Origin of the sequence: Streptomyces cyanogenus, from assembly GCF_017526105.1 — a bacterium.
In the GTDB taxonomy this organism is placed as follows: Bacteria; Actinomycetota; Actinomycetes; order Streptomycetales; family Streptomycetaceae; genus Streptomyces; species Streptomyces cyanogenus.
Genome location: NZ_CP071839.1, coordinates 1,348,816 through 1,365,023 on the forward strand (window position 1 = coordinate 1,348,816; position 16,208 = coordinate 1,365,023).

A 16,208-nucleotide genomic window follows, 5' to 3' on the forward strand; every position below is an offset into this window, starting at 1 on the left:
CGTCAATGACTTTTCGGGTGACCGTATATCTATGCACAGCCTGGGACTAGCGGGCCATCTCCTCCTTGAGGGCCGCCAGGAAGGCGTCGACGTCGTCCTCGGTGGTGTCGAAGGAGCACATCCAGCGCACCACCCCGGCACCCTCGTCCCAGAAGTAGAACCGGAACCGCTTCTGCAGCCGCTCGCTCACGTCGTGCGGGAGCCTGGCGAAGACGCCGTTCGCCTGCACCGGGTAGAGGACCTCCACACCGTGCACCGCCCGGACGCCCTCGGCGAGCCGCTGGGCCATCTCGTTGGCGTGGCGGGCGTTGCGCAGCCAAAGGTCCTTGGCGAGCAGGGCCTCCAGCTGCACGGAGACGAAGCGCATCTTCGAGGCCAGCTGCATCGACATCTTCCGCAGGTGCTTCATCTTCCGCACCGCGTCCTGGTTGATGACGACGACCGCCTCGCCGAACAGCGCGCCGTTCTTCGTCCCGCCCAGGGAGAGGATGTCGACGCCGACCGCGTTGGTGAACGTCCGCATGGGCACGTCCAGGGAAGCGGCGGCGTTGGCGAGCCGGGAGCCGTCCAGGTGCACCTTCATGCCGTGCGCGTGGGCGTGCTCGCAGATCGCGCGGATCTCCTCGGGCGTGTAGAGGGTGCCCAGCTCCGTGCTCTGGGTGATCGACACGACCTGCGGCATGGCGCGGTGCTCGTCCTCCCAGCCCCAGGCCTGCCGGTCGATCAGCTCCGGCGTGAGCTTGCCGTCGGGCGTGGGCACGGTGAGCAGCTTCAGCCCGCCCATGCGCTCGGGCGCACCGCCCTCGTCCACGTTGATGTGCGCACTCTCGGCGCAGATCACCGCACCCCAGCGGTCGGTGACCGCCTGGAGCGCGACGACGTTCGCGCCGGTGCCGTTGAAGACCGGGAAGGCCTCCGCGGTGGCACCGAAGTGACTGCGGATGATCCCCTGGAGGTTCCCGGTGTAGTCGTCCTCGCCGTAGGCCACCTGGTGGCCGCCGTTGGCCAGGGCCAGGGCGGCCAGCACCTCGGGGTGGGCCCCGGCGTAGTTGTCACTGGCGAAACCGCGGACCTGCGGGTCGTGATGGCGACGCGCGTCGGTCTTGGCAGGGTTCACGGCTTCTCGGTCAGCCACAGACGGTTTCCGTTCACTTCTGCGGCGGGCTTGCTCCAGACACCCTCGATGGCCTGGGCCAGGTCCTTGACGTCCGTGAAGCCCGCGAACTTCGCGTTGGGGCGTTCGGCGCGCATCGCGTCGTGCACCAGCGCCTTCACCACCAGGATCGTAGCCGCGGACGTCGGCCCCTCGGCGCCCCCCGCCTTGCGGAAGAAGTCGGCCATGGCGAGCGTCCACGCCTCGGCGGCGGCCTTGGCCGCGGAGTAGGCCGCGTTACCGGCGGTCGGCTTCGAGGCGCCGGCCGCACTGATCAGGACGTAACGGCCGCGCTCGCTGCGCTGCAGGGCCTCGTGGAACGCCAGGGAGGTGTGCTGCACGGTCTTGACGAGCAGCAGCTCCAGGAAGTCCCAGTCGTCGAGGCTGGTCTTGGTGAAGGTCTCGCTGCCGCGCCAGCCACCGACCAGGTGCACCAGGCCGTCGACCCGCCCGAAGTCCTTCTCGATGTGCGCGGCCCAGTCCCGGGTGGACTCCAGGTTCAGCAGGTCCACCGTGTCGCCGGTGACGGAGGCTCCACCCGAGGCGTAGCGGGCCGCGTCCACGGCCTCCGACAGCCGCTGCGGGTCGTTGTCCGCGCCGACGACGGTCGCCCCGGCCTCGGCCAGGCGCAGCAGCGTCGCGCGGCCGGCGGGTCCACCCGCGCCGGCCACCGCGATCACCGCACCGCTGAGAGGTCCGTTCGCGCCGTTCCTCATGTTCTTCCCCTCTGGAGCAGTGTCCTGGACGCGGTCGCTCACGCGGCGACCCGCTCGGCGCCGTCCGCCGTGATGCCCTTGGTGGAGGCGATCACGTTCTTCAGCTTCTTGGACAGGGCCTCATAGAACATGCTCAGCGGAAACTCGTCCGGAAGCACATCGTCCACCAGCTTGCGCGGGGGCTGGGTCAGGTCCAGGGCGTCCGGGCCCTTGGCCCACTTGGAACCGGGGTGCGGGGCGAGGTAGGTGGAGACCAGCTCGTAGCCGGCGAACCAGTGCACCAGCTTCGGGCGGTCGATGCCGTCCTTGTAGAGCTTCTCGATGTCGGCGCACAGCTGGTTGGTGACCTGCGGGGCGCGCTCCCAGTCGATGGAGAGCTTGTTGTCGGTCCAGCGGACGACGTCGTGCTTGTGCAGGTAGGCGAAGAGCAGCTGGCCGCCGAGGCCGTCGTAGTTGCGGTTGCGGTCGCCCGTGACGGGGAAGCGGAACATCCGGTCGAAGAGCACCGCGTACTGCACGTCACGGGCCTGCGGGACGCCGTCCGCCTGGAGCTTCACGGCCTCCTTGAAGGCGGTGAGGTCACAGCGCAGCTCCTCCAGGCCGTACATCCAGAACGGCTGGCGCTGCTTGATCATGAACGGGTCGAACGGCAGGTCGCCGTGGCTGTGGGTGCGGTCGTGGACCATGTCCCACAGGACGAAGGCCTCCTCGCAGCGCTTCTGGTCGTGGACCATCGCGGCGATGTCCTCGGGCAGCTCCAGGCCCAGGATGTCCACGGCGGCCTCGGTCACGCGGCGGAAGCGGGCGGCCTCGCGGTCACAGAAGATGCCACCCCAGGAGAAACGTTCCGGCGCCTCACGGACGGCGATGGTCTCCGGGAAGAGCACGGCGGAGTTGGTGTCGTAGCCCGAGGTGAAGTCCTCGAAGGTGATGCCACAGAAGAGCGGGTTGTCGTAACGGGTGCGCTCCAGCTCGGCCAGCCAGTCCGGCCAGACCATGCGCAGCACGACCGCTTCGAGGTTGCGGTCGGGGTTGCCGTTCTGCGTGTACATCGGGAAGACGACCAGGTGCTGCAGGCCGTCCGCCCGGTTCGCGGCCGGCTGGAAGGCCAGCAGGGAGTCAAGGAAGTCCGGCACCTGGAAGCCGCCCTCGGCCCAGCGGCGGAGGTCCTTCACCAGCGCCTGGTGGTAGGCGGCATCGTGCGGGAGCAGCGGGGAGAGCTGCTCGACCGCGTCCGCGACACGCTCGACGGCCGTCACGGCGTCGGCCCGCCGCGGGGCGCCCTCGGCGTCGAAGTCGATCGATCCGTCCGTCGACTGCCATGGCCGGATCTGCTCCACGGCATCCTTGAGCACGGGCCAGGCCGGGTGCTCCACCACCCTGGTCAGCGGAGAAACCCGATCCTCCGCACCCGACTGCACAAGAATTTCCGTCATGTCCCATCCTCCACAGGAGAACCTCGCGTAGGCACACCGTATGCATACCCGGTTTCTCTCAGCAAGAGCGTAGTCGGGAAATTTTTCTGCCTTCCCCCTTGGTCACGGATGTTTTTCCTGCCGTATGCCGTGACGACGCTCACTTCCGTCGACGGCGGGCGGTGCCGCCGGGACCGCACCCCGGGCGGTCAAGGGGCACGGGGACGCGCCCACGGGAGGGTGACAGCCGGGGCGGATACCGGCCAACCGGCGCCTGCCCCTCCTGCCGAATGCCCGGCGCAGCTGCGGGTTCAACGCACGGCCCGGCCGTTAGGCTGCGAGCCTGCCGCGTGGACGACGACGTCCGGACGGGGTCCGTCGGTCCGCGCGCCGCCGAGCCGCCGTCGACGGAAGCGAGTTGAACCTTGAACTTCCTTACCATCGGTCATCGCGGTGTCATGGGCGTCGAGCCCGAGAACACCCTCCGTTCCTTCGTCGCCGCGCAGCGGGCCGGCCTCGACCTGATCGAACTCGATCTGCACCTGAGCAAGGACGGCGCCCTGGTCGTCATGCACGACGCCGAGGTGGACCGTACGACCGACGGGTCCGGACCGATCGCCGAGAAGACCCTCGCCGAGCTGCGTGCCCTGGACGCGGGCCGCGGGGAGCGGGTGCCGGTGTTCGAGGAGGTCCTGGACGCGGTGCACGCGCCGCTGCAGGCCGAGATCAAGGACGTGGCGGCGGCGCGGGCGCTGGCCGAGGTGATGCGCGCCCGGGACCTGACCGCGCGGGTGGAGGTGTCCTCGTTCCACGACGAGGCGATCACCGAGATCGCGCGGCTGGTGCCGGGCGTGCGCACGGCCTTGGTCGCGAGCCGGTACGGCACCGACGTGGTGGACCGTGCCGTCGCCGTGGGTGCCGCGACGGTGTGTCTCAACATCCGCCGGCTCACTCTGGAGATCGTCGAGCATGCGCGCGCGTCCGGGTTGCGGATCATCGGCTGGGTGGTGAACACACAGGACCACCTGCGGCTGGTCCGCGCGCTGGAGCTGGACGGGGCGACGACGGACTACCCGGAGATCAAGCGCACGGGCCGGTTCACGGCCTAGCGTGCGTCGGCACGACCGGGCGAGCCTGCTCAGGCGAGCTTCTTGACCAGCAGCTCGAACTGCAGGTCGTCGCGCTGCGGAATGCCGAAACGCTCGTCGCCGTACGGGAACGGGGTCATCCGTCCCGTACGGCGGTAACCGCGGCGCTCGTACCAGGCGATCAGGTCGTCGCGGACCGAGATCACCGTCATGTGCATCTCGGTGACTCCCCAGGTGAGCCGCGCCTGCCGCTCCGCCTCCGCGATGACGGTCTTGCCGAGGCCCGCGCCCTGGAGGGACGGGCTGACCGCGAACATGCCGAAGTAGGCGTGGTCGCCGCGGTGTTCCAGCTGGCAGCAGGCGACGATACGGCCGTCCTGCTCGACGGTCAGCAGCCGGCTGTCGGGCGACTTGACGACCTCCAGCACGCCCTCCGGATCGGTCCGCTGGCCCTCCAGGATGTCCGCCTCGGTGGTCCACCCGGCCCGGCTGCTGTCGCCCCGGTACGCCGACTCGACGAGGGCGACCAGGGCGTCGACGTCACCGTCGGTGGCGTCGCGGAAGGTGAGTCCGGTGGCGGGGGTGTCCATGGCGGCGGTCTCCGATCTCGGGCGTGGCTGAGCCAGGGACGAGGGTAACGCTGCCGCTAGCCTCCGGTGCATGGTGCATGTACTCAGCAGCCGCACGCTTCTGCAGCCCACCGATCCCGAGAGGTCCCGCGCCTTCTACGGCGAGCAGCTGGGCCTGGCGGTGTACCGGGAGTTCGGCACGGGCCCGGGGCGCGGGACGGTGTACTTCATGGGCGGCGGGTTCCTGGAGGTCTCCGGCCGGTCCGACACCCCGCCGTCGCCCGCCGTGCGCCTGTGGCTCCAGGTCGAGGACGTCACGGCCGCGCACGAGGAGCTGCGGGCCAAGGGCGTCGAGATCCTCCGGCCTCCGCAGCGGGAACCCTGGGGCCTGATCGAGATGTGGATCACCGACCCGGACGGCACGAGGATCGTCCTGGTGGAGGTCCCGGAGGACCATCCCCTGCGGTACCGGCCGGGGATCTGACCCGGGCCCGGGTGCCGGTCCGGCACCCGGCGGGAGATCGCCGTCCGGGCTCTCGCGGAGATCCGCGCGGAGTCGGACGCGTGGGACTGCGCGGACAACGTCGGTGCCCTGGTCTCGGTGCTTCCCCTGCTCCCCGCCGAGGTCCGGCAGGAGGTACTGGCCGAGGTCCGCGACGCACTCCTCGGCGGAGGCCACATCCCCCATCGGACCGAGGACGGGGCGGCCCTCCTGCCGCTTCTGTCCCCGGAGGAACGGGACACGGTCCTGGCGGCGGGCGCCGCGGAGGCCGCAGCCCCCTGGTTTCCCCGCGCGCCGGCGCGTGACTGCGCCGTCCTCGCCCCGTGCCCCCGGAGCAGGGTGCGCCGTGCCTCTCCGAGGCATTGGCACATGTGCGTTCCGTCGCCGATCCGGCAGAGCCCGCCGGGGCTCTGAGCATGCCGGTCCCCGTCCTGGACGCCGGGGCCCGCGGGGCTCGTGCCCTGTCCGAGCCGGGATGCCCAGTCACAGGCAGTGCCCCTCGCTCCGGACTCGCGATCGACCTGCTCTCCCGGGCCCGTGACGATCTCGGCTGCCCCGCCGGGCAGTTCGTGTCGCTGCTGCGCCGCCTGCTGTCCCGGACCTCCCGGGACAGGGCACTGGCCGTGGTCATCGCGAACCTGTGCCGGCCGGCGTCGGTGGCGGGTGGTGACCTCCAGGACGATCTCGCCCCGGCGGTGGACGACGTGCTGAGTCGGTGGCCTTGAGGACCGGCCGGTGCCGGTCACGCACGCAGTGCCCCGGTGCGGCCTTCCAGCCGGGTGAGCAACTCGGCGAGGAGACCGGCCAGTTCGCCCTGTCCCTCGGGGGCCAGGACGGACAGGACGGCGGTCTCGTAGGCGAGTTGCTCGGGGAGGATGCCGTCGACCAGGTCGCGGCCGGCCCCGGTGAGGCGGAGGTGGGCGACGCGGCGGTCACGGGTGTCGCCGCGCCGCTCGACCAGGCCGCGCTCGGTCAGCTGCTTGACCCGCTTGGTGACGGCGGCCCCGGAGGAGAAGGTCTCCCGGGCCAGCTCTCCCGGGGTCAGCTCGTGTCCGGTGCGGCGCAGCGCGCCGAGCAGGTCGAACTCGGGGCGGCTCAGACCGGCCCGGCGCAGCGGGGCGTCCTCGGCCTGCTGGAGCAGCGCGGCGCAGCGGTTGATCCGGCCGATGATCTCCATGGGTCCGGTGTCCAGCTCCGGGTGGACGGCCCGCCACTGGCGGACGACGGCGGAGACGGTGTCGCCGTGCGCGGGGTCGGTGCCGGCCCCCGGCCGGGTACCGGCCTTGTCGCCTGCGGGCGTCGGTCCGCCGTTCGTCGCCGTCATGGCCGCATGTCCTCCGTCGTCCTGCCCGGGCCCCGGTCGCGGTCGCGTTCCCGGCCCGGGTCCTCGTCCCGGTCCCGCGGTACGAGTCCCTGACGCCGTACCGTCGCCGCGAGCGTACGGTGTCCGGACTGTTCGGTGAGCACGACCCGCTCCTCGGTCAGGGCGCGCTGCCACCACTCGCCGGCGGCGGCGTCGGCCGTGGCAGGTCAACCAGGGCGGCGGCGAGGCCGCGGCGGGCCGACTCCAGGGCGTACGGCGCCGGCTGCGGCTCGGCGAGCAGGCGGGCGGCGTTCTCCCGGGCGCACTCGGCCGCGCTCAGTGCCTGCTCCAGGCCGTCGCCGGCGCGCCGTTGGTGACGGCGACGGCGACGACGAAGCCGACCACGGCGCCGACGAGGGTGTCGGTGATCAGCTCGGCGGGGTTCTGGGCGCGGCGAGCTCAGTGACGAGCAGTGCCATCGGGGTGACGCGGACGCTGCCCAGCCAGTAGTTGCGGCCGATGAGCGCCTCGGCGCCGAAGTCGAGGGCGAGGCAGCACAGCACCAGGGCGGTGGGGTGCAGGTGGGCGAGCGGGGCGAGGGCGGCGAAGAGGAGGACGCCGACGAGGTTGCCGACGACCCGCTGGGCGCCCCGGTTCCAGGTGAGGCTGACGTTGGCCTGGTAGAGGGCGGCCGCGGTGACCAGCGCCCAGTACGGGCGGCCGACGCCGAGCGCGAGGGCGCCGTATCCGGCGAGGGCGCAGCCGGGCGCAGTGCGTACGGCGAGGGGGGCGAGCGGGGCGAGCCGGTGCCGCGGCGAGCGGGGCGGCAGGGCCTGTTCGGCGACCACGCCGAGGAGTTCACCGACGGACTCGCGCGGCGCTTCGACACGCCCGATCCGGCCGGTGCCGCACAGCTCGCGGGCCCAGGCGCGCAGCTGTCCGGGGTCGGTGTCGGCGGGTGCGGCGAGGGCGACCTCGGCGCGGACGAGGAGCTGTTCGAGGGCGGGGCGGGTGCGGTCGGGCCGGGTGCCGGCCGCGAGCAGCGACTGCCAGGCGGCGTGGATCGCGGCGGCGCACACGGCGCGGGCCCGGGGGTGACCGTGCCGCGCGTGCGTGCGTAGACGGCGGCGGCGTTCAGGGCCTGGGCGGTGGCGCGGCGCTCCGGGCCGTACGGACGGAGCAGCCCGGGTGCCATGCCGACCAGCCAGGCCCAGGCGCCGGCGGCCAGGGCCGGACCGAGGTGCCCGGGGACCTGGCCGGGGGTCTGCGGCGCGAACAGCGAGGCGGAGCTGATGAAGGTGAGGACCGCGTTGCCGGGCGGTCCGATCCGGGTGGCTTCGCACACCGTCTTCCGGGCCGCCGCGAGGACGGCGCCGACGGTGACGAGGACGACGGCGTTCGTGGTGAGGGACGCGGCGAGCAGGGCGACGGCGAGGCCGCCCGCCCATGCCGAGCACCACCCAGGCCCGGGCACGGGCACGGGCGGCGTAGGGCCGGTTGCGGCCGTAGAGGGCGCACAGCGAGCCGGCCGTCGTGTACAGGGCCAGGTCGAGGCGGCCGAGCGCGAGGAGGCTGCCAGAGCTTGTCACAGGCCGTGCTCCCCCGCATGCTCCCCGTGTACCCCCTTGCGCTCGCGTGCGCTCCGCCGGCCGTGGGCATCGCATCCCTCGACCGACCGTCGAGCGTGGAGGTGCGCGTGCACGGACCGGTGCAGACCGCCTGGCTGCTGGTCGCGCTCTGCGCGGTGACCGGGGCCTATTGCCTGCTGCGGATGCGCAGCGCCGTCGAGGAGCAGCGCCGGGCCGCCGGCGGCGAGGCGCTGATGGGGTTCGGCATGGCCGCGATGGCCGTACCGGCGGCCGTGTTCACGCCACCGAGGTGGGCGTGGCCGGTGTACGCGGCCGTGTTCGGCGCGGCGGCCCTGCGCGCGCTGTGGGCCGCGCGCGGCGCCCCGCACCATCTGCACCACCTGGTGGGGAGCGCTGCGATGGTCTACATGGCGGTGGCGATGGCCGCGGCCCCGGCCGCCGCCCACCACCCGCACGGCGGCACCGGCGTGCCGCTGCTGACCGGCGCGCTCCTGCTGTACTTCACGGGGTACGTGCTGCTCTCCGGAGCCCGTCTGGTGCCCGCCACCGCTCCGGCGGCCGGGGCCGGCCCGGCCCGCTGGGGCGACCGCCCGGAACTGGCCCGGGCGTGCCGGCTGTCGATGGGGATCGGCATGGTCGCGATGCTGCTGACGATGTGAGCGCCGGGAGCGGGGCCGACTGCGTTGTCTGCGTCACTTGGGCCCCGCGGACCGTACCGCTGAGCGGCCCGGCGCTCTTAGGGTGCTGACCATGATGGTCCCCGTGGCCCTGCTGCTGCTCGGCGCCCTGACCGCCGTCGTCGCCCCGCGGCTGCTCGCCCGGGCCGACTGGCCGGACCGCGATCCGGTCGTCGCCCTGTGGGTGTGGCAATGCGTCGTGGCGGCCGTCCTGTTGTGCTGCGCCCTGTCGATGACCCTCAGCGCGGCGGCGGCCTGGCAGGCGGTGCGCGGGCATGTGTTCGCCACCGCCCCGCGCGGGGTCGTGGACGCCTATGCCCTCGGCACGGCCGGTCCCTGGGCGGCACCCACCGCCGTGCTGCTCGCCTGCGGCGGACTGTGGAGTCTGGCGATGCTGGTCCGCGAGGTCGTACGGTCCCGGGCCCGGCGGCATGGGCGGCGCACCGAGCTGCTGGTGCGCGCACCGCTGTTGCCGGGCGAGGAGCAGGTGAGTGGCCGGCTGGTGGTGCTGGAGGGCGACCGCCCCGACGCCTGGTGGCTGCCCGGCGCGGCGCCGCGGCTGGTCGTCACCACGGCGGCGCTGCGCCGCCTGAAGGGCCGTCAACTGGACGCGCTGCTCGCGCACGAGCAGGGGCACGCGCAGGCCCGGCACGACTGGCTGCTGCACTGTTCGGCCGCGCTGGCGGGCGGGTTCCCGCAGGTCCCGGTGTTCGCCGCGTTCCGCGACGAGATGCACCGGCTGGTGGAGCTGGCCGCCGACGACATGGCCTCCCGGCGCTTCGGCCGGCTGACCACGGCCCTGGCCCTGGTCGGGCTGAACGAGGAGCGGGGCGTGTTCGGGCCCTCCCCGACCCCGCAGGCGCATGTGCCGCAGCGGGTGCACCGGCTGCTGACCGCTCCGGACCGGCTGCCTGCACTGCGCCGGCTGCGCCTGACGGCGACCGCCGCGCTGGTGCCGGTGGTCCCGGTGCTGGTGGCGCTGGTGCCCGGATTGCGGGCGCTGGGCTGACCTCGGCCTCTTGGCCCCCGGCCGCCCCGTCCACAAAGATCGCTGCATGCACCGACGTCCCGCCGCTCCCCCGTCGCCCCCCGCCCCCGAACCACGGGCGGCGCTCCGCACGGCCGCCCGCGTGTCCGTGGCCCTCGCCGCCTGCTTCATGGTGCTGCTGGTTCTCGTCGCCCTGCGCTGGCACCCCCTGCTCGCCGCGGACAGCCGTGTCTCCCGCGCCACCCACCGCTGGGCGGTGCGCGACCACGAGGTGACCCAGGTCTTCCGGGTGCTGACGGACTGGGTGTGGGACCCGCTCACCATGCGTCTGCTGGCCGGCGCGGCGGCACTGTGGCTGGTCTGGCGGCGCGCGGCCTGGTGGACGGCGCTGTGGCTGGCGGTCACCTGCGCGGTGGCCACGCTCGTGCAGCAGTCGGTGAAGGCCGTCGTCGCCCGCCCCCGCCCGGTCTGGCCGGACCCCGTCGACTCCGCCCACTACGCGGCCTTCCCGTCCGGTCACGCGATGACCGCCACCGTCGTGTGCGGCCTGCTGCTGTGGCTGCTGCACCGCCGCGGCACGGGCCGCGCCCTGTGGCGTACGGCGGTGGTGGCGGCGCTGGTGTCGGTGGTGGGCGTGGGTGTGACCCGCGTGTGGCTGGGCGTCCACTGGCCCTCCGACGTGCTGGGCGGATGGCTGGCCGGGGCGCTGCTGGTGGCCGTGGCGGTGCTGGTGTACGAGTGGCCGCGCAACGTACGGACCCGGCGTCCGCGGCGCCGGTAGAGTCGCGTCCATGGCTGCCGTGCTCTTCGACTTCTCCGGGACGCTGTTCCGCATCGAGACCGCCGAGTCCTGGCTGCGCGCGGTGCTGGCCGAGACCGGTCACACCCTGCCGGAGCCCGAACTGACGCGGGCCGCCCGGGCCCTGGAGGCGGCCGGCGGGCTGCCGGGCGGACCGGAACCGGTGGAGCTGCCGGCGGACCTCGCCGGGCTGTGGGCGGTGCGCGACGAGAGCGCGGAACTGCACCGGGCCGCCTACACCGGCCTGTCCCGCCGGGTGCCGCTGCCGGATCCCGGGCTGTACGACGCCCTGTACGACCGGCACATGGCGCCCGCGGCCTGGTCGCCGTACCCCGACGCGGCGAAGGTGCTGCGTGCCCTGCGCGAGCGCGGTATCGGCGTCGGCGTGGTCAGCAACATCGGCTGGGATCTGCGCCCCGTGTTCCGCGCACACGGGCTCGACGCCTATGTGGACACGTACGTACTGTCGTACGAACACGGGGTGCAGAAGCCCGATCCGCGGCTGTTCTCGGTGGCCTGCGAGGCGCTCGGGGCGGATCCGCGGCGGGTGGTGATGGTGGGCGACAACCGGGCGGCGGACGGCGGCGCCGCCGCGCTCGGCTGCCGGGTGCACTTCGTGGACCACCTGCCGGTGGACCGGCGCCCCGACGCGCTGCTGCCGGTGCTGGATCTGGTGAGCTGAGCGGCGGCTCGGGCGAGGAAGGGGGCGGCCGCCACCGCCCGTCCGGGACGCTCCCCCGCGTCGCCCCGGACGAACGGCTGTTCCGGGCGGCCCCCGGGCACAGGGGTCCCCTGCTGCGTTGAGTATAGTTGGCTGGCAGCCAGTCAACGCAGGAGTTACAGGATGTCCCCGCGCAGCGCCTCGGTCAATGAAGAATTGCGGCGGCGTTCCCGGGAACGGCTGCTGCAGGCCGCCGTCGAACTCGTCGGGGAGCACGGGTTCGAGGCCACGACGCTGGGCGACATCGCGGACCGGGCCGGCTCGGCGCGCGGACTGGTGTCGTACTACTTCCCCGGCAAGCGCCAGTTGGTGCAGTCCGCCGTGCACCGGCTGATGCACCGCACGCTGGAGGAGGCGCTGGAGCGGGAGCCGTGCACCGAGGACGGCCGGGAGCGGCTGGCCCGGGCCATCGACGCGATCCTGGGCCTGGCCCGGGACCGGCCCGTGCTGATGCGCCAGCACATGGCGGGACTGCTCCAGGCCGAGGGCTTCGTGCAGTGCCCGGAGCAGCGCCGGCTGGCGGAGCTGCTGAGCGACACGGTGGCCCGTTACGGCGCGCAGGACGTCTCGGCCGACTACCCGATGCTGCGGGCCCTGTTGATGGGCGCGGTGTACGCGGCGCTGGTGCCGGGGGTGCCGATGCCCGTGCCCCGGCTGCGGGCCGAGCTGTTCCAGCGGTACGGGCTCGACTGGGCGATGGGGGTGCCCCCGGAGAGCCAGCCGGACCCGGCGCCGGGGGGCGGGGACCTGTCCCGGTTCTTCGCCACGGAGGAACGGCCGAGCGGCTCCTGACGGGTTCGGCCGGCCGGATCCGCCGCGCGGGAGGGGCGCATCGGCGAAACCGGGCCGGCTCCCTCGTCCCGCTCCGCCCGGAAGCGCCGCCACCGCACCCCTGCGGTCCGCACGCGCGCCACCCGGCCGGTCCCCCGCCCGACCCCGCACCAACCTGCCGCGCACCCCTGCGGTCCGCACCCGCGCCACCCGGCCGGTCCCCCGCCCGACCCCGCACGAACCCGCCGCGCACCCCTGGTCTCCCGCGCGGAACGCCCGGCCGGTGCGCCGCCACTGCACCCCCGCGGTGCCCCACGCGCACCACCCGGCGGATGATCACATCCATATGACCGGACCACGCCTCCCGGTCACCCCACCGGCCCCTGCCGCCGGGCGCCCGGCGGTGCCATGCTGGAGCCGTCCGCACACTCTCCTTGGGCGAGGAGTTCCGCTGTGCTGCGTGTCGCCGTCATCGGTTCCGGGCCGAGTGGGTGTTACACCGCCCAGAGTCTGATCCAGCTCGACCCCGAGGTCCGCGTGGACGTCCTGGACCGGCTGCCGTGCCCCTACGGCCTGGTCCGCTACGGCGTCGCACCCGACCACGAGAAGATCAAGTCCCTGCAGGGCAGCCTGCGGACGGTCCTGGAGCACGAGCGGGTGCGGTTCCTCGGCGGAGTCCGGGTGGGCGGTCCCGGCGGCCTGCCCGTGCAGCACCTGCGCGGGCTCTACCACGCGGTGGTCTACTGCGTGGGCGCCGCCACCGACCGGCGGCTCGGAATCCCCGGCGAGGAGCTCCCGGGCAGCTGGTCCGCGACCGAGTTCGTGTCCTGGTACAGCGCCCATCCGGACGCGGCCGACGCGGGCTTCCTGCGCGGGGTGCGCACGGCGGTGGTCATCGGGGTGGGCAATGTCGCGGTCGACGTGACCCGGATGCTGGTGCGGGGCGCGGCGGAGCTGCGTCCCACGGACATCCCGCAGGCCGCGCTGGACACGCTGGCGGCGAGCGGGCTCACCGAGGTGCACATGGTGGGCCGGCGCGGCCCTGCCCAGGCCCGCTTCACCACCAAGGAGCTGCGCGAGCTGGGCGCCCTGCCCGGCACCGAAGTGACCGTCGACGAGGCCGATCTGGCACTCGATCCGGCGGATCCCGGCGCCCTGCCGGCCGGACCGCGCCGCAATGTGGAGGTGCTGCGCGCCTGGGCGGCGCGGCCCGCCACGACCGCCACCCGGCGGATCCGGCTGCGGTTCTTCCTGCGCCCCGTGGAGCTGCTGGAGGACGGCGGCAGGGTGGGGGCCGTCCGCTTCGAACGGACGGCACCGGACGCGTCCGGCGGCGTGACCGGCACGGGCAGGTACGAGGACGTGCCCGCGCAGTTGGTGCTGCGCTCGGTGGGTTATCGCGGAGTGCCGCTGGAGGGGCTGCCCTTCGACCCGGCGAGCGGCACGATCCCGCACCAGGAGGGCCGCGTGCTGCGTGACGGCGTGCCCTCCCCCGGTGAGTACGTCGCCGGATGGATCAAGCGCGGCCCGACGGGGGTCATCGGCACCAACCGGCCGTGCGCCAAGGAGACGGTGACCACGCTGCTCGCGGACGCTCCCGCGCTCGGACGCGCGAAGGTGCCGGAGGATCCGGTCGCGGCCCTGCGGGCGGCCGGCATCCAACCCGTGCCCTGGGACGGCTGGCTGGCGATCGAGCGGGCCGAGGCCGAGCTGGGGGCGCGGCTGGGGCGGAGCGTGGTGAAGCTGGCCGACTGGGACGCACTGCTGGGCGCGGCCCGGGTGCCGTAACGCGCCGGGCGTTCCCGCCGCCGGACGGACCGGACACACGACGACAACCGTGCGGAACTGTGCAAGGCCGAGCCGCACTCCCCCGCCGAGGGGCTGCGCGCGGACGGCCTGGCGACCGTGCTGGGCGGGGTGTTCAACACCTTCCCGTACACGGCGTACGCGGAGAACGTGGGCCTGGTCGGCATGACCCGGGTGCGCAGCCGCGGCCGGCGGGATCCTGGTGCCGCTCGGTCTGCTGCCCGAGCCGGGCGCGGTGGTCGCGGCGATCCCGGCGCCCGTGCCGGGCGGGGCCGGTCTGGTGATGTGCGGGACGGTCGTGGCGAGCGGGCTGCGGACGCCGGCCCGGGTCGGCTTCGCGGACGACCACAACCTGACCGTGGTGGCGGTCCCGGTTGCGATCGGCATGCTGCCGGTGGGCGTGCCCACGGTGTACGAGAAGTTCCCGGACTGGCTCCGGACGGTGACGAACGGCGGGATCGGCGCGGGCTGCCTGTCCGCGATCGTCCTGAACCTGCTCTTCGACCACCTTCGGTCGAAGCGGGGTCCGGCGGCCGGCTCAGCCTGGGGTGCCGATGCGGCCGGCCTGGCGGTCGGCGGCGGCGAGCAGGCTGTCGAGCAGGCCTGGGAAGAGGCCGTCCAGATCGTCCCGGCGCAGGCCGTTCATCTTGGCCGTGCCCCGGTAGACCTGCCGGATGACCCCGCTCTCGCGCAGCACCCGGAAGTGGTGCGTGGTGGTGGACTTGGTCACCGGCAGGTCGAACTGCGAGCAGGTCAGCTCCGCTTCCTTCGCGGCCAGTTCGCGCACGATCTGCAGCCGCATCGGGTCGGACAGCGCGTGCAGCACGGCCTCCAGGCGGATCTCCTCCCGCTCCGGGTGCGGCAGCGCGCGGCCGGTGGTGGCGGTATCGGTCACGGCGGCTGCCCCCTCGTCACGGAACGCTTCGTCACCCGCATTGTACGAGAGGCATCGTAGTTTGACATCCCTCGTAGTACGAGGAGTACCGTACGAAGCCACCAGCGGTCCGTGACGAATGGAGTCCGACGTGAGTGCGCTCTTCGAGCCCATCACCCTGCGCGAAGTGACCATCCCGAACCGGGTGTGGATGCCCCCGATGTGCCAGTACTCGGCCGAACCGGAGGGCCCGCTCACCGGCGCCCCGCACGACTGGCACTTCGCGCACTACGCCGCACGGGCCACCGGCGGCACCGGGCTGATCGTGGTGGAGGCCACCGCGGTCTCGCCCGAGGGCCGGATCTCCCCGTACGACCTCGGGCTGTGGAACGACACCCAGGTGGACGCCTTCCGCCGGATCACCCGCTTCCTCGCCGCGCACGGCACCGTACCGGCGGTCCAGCTCGCCCATGCCGGCCGCAAGGCGTCGACCGACCGGCCGTGGAAGGGCGGCGCGCCCGTCGGGCCGGAGGCGCACGGCTGGCAGCCGCTCGGCCCGAGCGCGCTGCCGTTCGACGAGGGCCACCCGGTGCCCACCGAGCTGACCGTCGAGCGGATCGGCGAGATCGTCGGCCAGTTCGCCGCCGCCGCGCGCCGGGCGCGCGCCGCGGGCTTCGAGATCGTCGAGATCCACGGTGCCCACGGCTATCTGATCCACGAGTTCCTCTCCCCGCACTCCAACCACCGCACCGACGCCTACGGCGGCTCGTACGAGAACCGCGCCCGGTTCGCCCTCCAGGTCGTGGACGCCGTACGGGAGGTGTGGCCGGCGGACAAGCCGGTGTTCTTCCGCGTCTCGGCCACCGACTGGCTCCAGGACGGCGGCTGGACCCCGGAGGACACCGTCCGCCTCGCCCACGACCTGCACGCCCACGGCGTCGACCTGCTCGACGTCTCGACCGGCGGCAACGCCCCCGGCGTGACCATCCCGGCCGAGCCGGGCTACCAGGTGCCGTTCGCAGCCCGGGTGAGGAGCGAGACCCCGCTGCCCGTCGCCGCCGTGGGCCTGATCACCGAGACCGGGCAAGCCCGGAAGATCCTGGCGAACGGGGAAGCCGACGCGGTGCTCCTCGGCCGCGAGCTGCTGCGCAACCCGTCCTGGGCCCGCCACGCCGCCCGTGAACTGGGCGCGGAGATCCGGGTGCCGGACCAGTACCACCGCTCGCTCTGAGTCCGG

The 16,208-nt window shown here is 73.5% G+C and carries 16 protein-coding genes and 2 pseudogenes; 11 read left to right on the plus strand and 7 right to left on the minus strand.

What is annotated here, in order from left to right; translation table 11 throughout:
- Positions 1 to 46: 46 nt before the first annotated feature.
- From S1361_RS05685 to S1361_RS05695, 3 genes are read right to left on the minus strand one after another with little or no spacing between them, the layout of a single operon-like run.
- Complete coding sequence (locus S1361_RS05685) at positions 47 to 1,117, minus strand: threonine aldolase family protein (RefSeq protein WP_208030737.1); 1,071 nt, start codon at positions 1,115 to 1,117, stop codon at positions 47 to 49.
- On the minus strand, positions 1,114 to 1,869 hold the full coding sequence (locus S1361_RS05690; RefSeq protein WP_208030738.1) for an SDR family oxidoreductase: 756 nt from the start codon (positions 1,867 to 1,869) through the stop codon (positions 1,114 to 1,116). Before S1361_RS05690 ends, S1361_RS05685 begins: the two co-directional genes overlap by 4 nt.
- Positions 1,870 to 1,907: 38 nt before the next feature.
- Entirely contained in the window at positions 1,908 to 3,305 is a 1,398-nt protein-coding gene (locus S1361_RS05695) for a DUF6421 family protein (protein WP_208030739.1), read from the minus strand.
- Between the two features lie 404 nt (positions 3,306 to 3,709).
- Between S1361_RS05695 and S1361_RS05700 the strand changes: the two genes are divergently transcribed.
- The gene (locus S1361_RS05700; RefSeq protein WP_208030740.1) at positions 3,710 to 4,393 is read left to right on the plus strand and encodes a glycerophosphodiester phosphodiesterase; all 684 of its coding nucleotides are present in this window, start codon (positions 3,710 to 3,712) and stop codon (positions 4,391 to 4,393) included.
- 29 nt (positions 4,394 to 4,422) lie between these two features.
- Here S1361_RS05700 and S1361_RS05705 read toward each other — a convergent pair whose 3' ends face one another.
- Complete coding sequence (locus tag S1361_RS05705; protein ID WP_208030741.1) at positions 4,423 to 4,962, minus strand: GNAT family N-acetyltransferase; 540 nt, start codon at positions 4,960 to 4,962, stop codon at positions 4,423 to 4,425.
- 70 nt (positions 4,963 to 5,032) lie between these two features.
- Between S1361_RS05705 and S1361_RS05710 the strand changes: the two genes are divergently transcribed.
- Both S1361_RS05710 and S1361_RS05715 read left to right on the plus strand, forming a co-directional pair.
- Positions 5,033 to 5,425 carry a VOC family protein gene (locus S1361_RS05710; protein ID WP_208030742.1) on the plus strand — a complete coding sequence of 131 codons (393 nt, stop codon included), beginning with the start codon at positions 5,033 to 5,035 and terminating at the stop codon, positions 5,423 to 5,425.
- Between the two features lie 434 nt (positions 5,426 to 5,859).
- Positions 5,860 to 6,168: a hypothetical protein gene (locus tag S1361_RS05715; protein ID WP_208030743.1), complete on the plus strand. Its 309-nt coding sequence runs from the start codon at positions 5,860 to 5,862 to the stop codon at positions 6,166 to 6,168.
- A 17-nt stretch (positions 6,169 to 6,185) separates the two neighbouring features.
- Here S1361_RS05715 and S1361_RS05720 read toward each other — a convergent pair whose 3' ends face one another.
- Both S1361_RS05720 and S1361_RS05725 read right to left on the minus strand, forming a co-directional pair.
- Positions 6,186 to 6,767, minus strand: coding sequence for a MarR family winged helix-turn-helix transcriptional regulator (locus S1361_RS05720; protein WP_208030744.1), 582 nt, complete (start codon positions 6,765 to 6,767; stop codon positions 6,186 to 6,188).
- Positions 6,764 to 8,410, minus strand: a pseudogene (locus S1361_RS05725) (FUSC family protein). Before S1361_RS05725 ends, S1361_RS05720 begins: the two are co-directional and overlap by 4 nt.
- 32 nt (positions 8,411 to 8,442) lie before the next feature.
- On the opposite strand from S1361_RS05725, the gene S1361_RS05730 reads away from it, so the two are divergent.
- From S1361_RS05730 to S1361_RS05760, 7 genes and pseudogenes are all read left to right on the plus strand, one after another.
- Positions 8,443 to 8,994: a DUF5134 domain-containing protein gene (locus S1361_RS05730; protein WP_208030745.1), complete on the plus strand. Its 552-nt coding sequence runs from the start codon at positions 8,443 to 8,445 to the stop codon at positions 8,992 to 8,994.
- Positions 8,995 to 9,085: 91 nt separating this feature from the next.
- Complete coding sequence (locus S1361_RS05735; RefSeq protein ID WP_208030746.1) at positions 9,086 to 10,021, plus strand: M56 family metallopeptidase; 936 nt, start codon at positions 9,086 to 9,088, stop codon at positions 10,019 to 10,021.
- Between the two features lie 46 nt (positions 10,022 to 10,067).
- The gene (locus S1361_RS05740) at positions 10,068 to 10,781 is read left to right on the plus strand and encodes a phosphatase PAP2 family protein (protein WP_208030747.1); all 714 of its coding nucleotides are present in this window, start codon (positions 10,068 to 10,070) and stop codon (positions 10,779 to 10,781) included.
- A gap of 10 nt (positions 10,782 to 10,791) precedes the next feature.
- Entirely contained in the window at positions 10,792 to 11,481 is a 690-nt protein-coding gene (locus S1361_RS05745) for an HAD family hydrolase (RefSeq protein ID WP_208030748.1), read from the plus strand.
- 162 nt (positions 11,482 to 11,643) lie between these two features.
- The gene (locus S1361_RS05750) at positions 11,644 to 12,312 is read left to right on the plus strand and encodes a TetR/AcrR family transcriptional regulator (RefSeq protein WP_208030749.1); all 669 of its coding nucleotides are present in this window, start codon (positions 11,644 to 11,646) and stop codon (positions 12,310 to 12,312) included.
- 432 nt (positions 12,313 to 12,744) lie between these two features.
- Positions 12,745 to 14,079 carry an FAD-dependent oxidoreductase gene (locus tag S1361_RS05755; RefSeq protein ID WP_208030750.1) on the plus strand — a complete coding sequence of 445 codons (1,335 nt, stop codon included), beginning with the start codon at positions 12,745 to 12,747 and terminating at the stop codon, positions 14,077 to 14,079.
- 63 nt (positions 14,080 to 14,142) lie between these two features.
- Positions 14,143 to 14,716, plus strand: a pseudogene (locus tag S1361_RS05760) (solute carrier family 23 protein); the annotation flags it as partial.
- Here the strand turns inward: S1361_RS05760 and S1361_RS05765 are convergent.
- Positions 14,636 to 14,992: an ArsR/SmtB family transcription factor gene (locus tag S1361_RS05765; protein WP_208030751.1), complete on the minus strand. Its 357-nt coding sequence runs from the start codon at positions 14,990 to 14,992 to the stop codon at positions 14,636 to 14,638. The pseudogene S1361_RS05760 and the gene S1361_RS05765 overlap by 81 nt on opposite strands.
- Positions 14,993 to 15,122: 130 nt before the next feature.
- Between S1361_RS05765 and S1361_RS05770 the strand changes: the two genes are divergently transcribed.
- Positions 15,123 to 16,202: an NADH:flavin oxidoreductase/NADH oxidase gene (locus S1361_RS05770; protein ID WP_208030752.1), complete on the plus strand. Its 1,080-nt coding sequence runs from the start codon at positions 15,123 to 15,125 to the stop codon at positions 16,200 to 16,202.
- Positions 16,203 to 16,208: the final 6 nt, after the last annotated feature.

What these genes read in the sequence shown, in the direction of transcription:
- S1361_RS05690 (WP_208030738.1), bottom strand. Translation starts at nt 1,869, where the DNA reads ATGAGGAACGGCGCGAACGGACCTCTCAGCGGTGCGGTGATCGCGGTG.
- S1361_RS05695 (WP_208030739.1), bottom strand. Translation starts at nt 3,305, where the DNA reads ATGACGGAAATTCTTGTGCAGTCGGGTGCGGAGGATCGGGTTTCTCCG.
- S1361_RS05705 (WP_208030741.1), bottom strand. Translation starts at nt 4,962, where the DNA reads ATGGACACCCCCGCCACCGGACTCACCTTCCGCGACGCCACCGACGGT.
- S1361_RS05710 (WP_208030742.1), top strand. Translation starts at nt 5,033, where the DNA reads ATGGTGCATGTACTCAGCAGCCGCACGCTTCTGCAGCCCACCGATCCC.
- S1361_RS05715 (WP_208030743.1), top strand. Translation starts at nt 5,860, where the DNA reads ATGCCGGTCCCCGTCCTGGACGCCGGGGCCCGCGGGGCTCGTGCCCTG.
- S1361_RS05720 (WP_208030744.1), bottom strand. Translation starts at nt 6,767, where the DNA reads ATGACGGCGACGAACGGCGGACCGACGCCCGCAGGCGACAAGGCCGGT.
- S1361_RS05735 (WP_208030746.1), top strand. Translation starts at nt 9,086, where the DNA reads ATGATGGTCCCCGTGGCCCTGCTGCTGCTCGGCGCCCTGACCGCCGTC.
- S1361_RS05740 (WP_208030747.1), top strand. Translation starts at nt 10,068, where the DNA reads ATGCACCGACGTCCCGCCGCTCCCCCGTCGCCCCCCGCCCCCGAACCA.
- S1361_RS05745 (WP_208030748.1), top strand. Translation starts at nt 10,792, where the DNA reads ATGGCTGCCGTGCTCTTCGACTTCTCCGGGACGCTGTTCCGCATCGAG.
- S1361_RS05750 (WP_208030749.1), top strand. Translation starts at nt 11,644, where the DNA reads ATGTCCCCGCGCAGCGCCTCGGTCAATGAAGAATTGCGGCGGCGTTCC.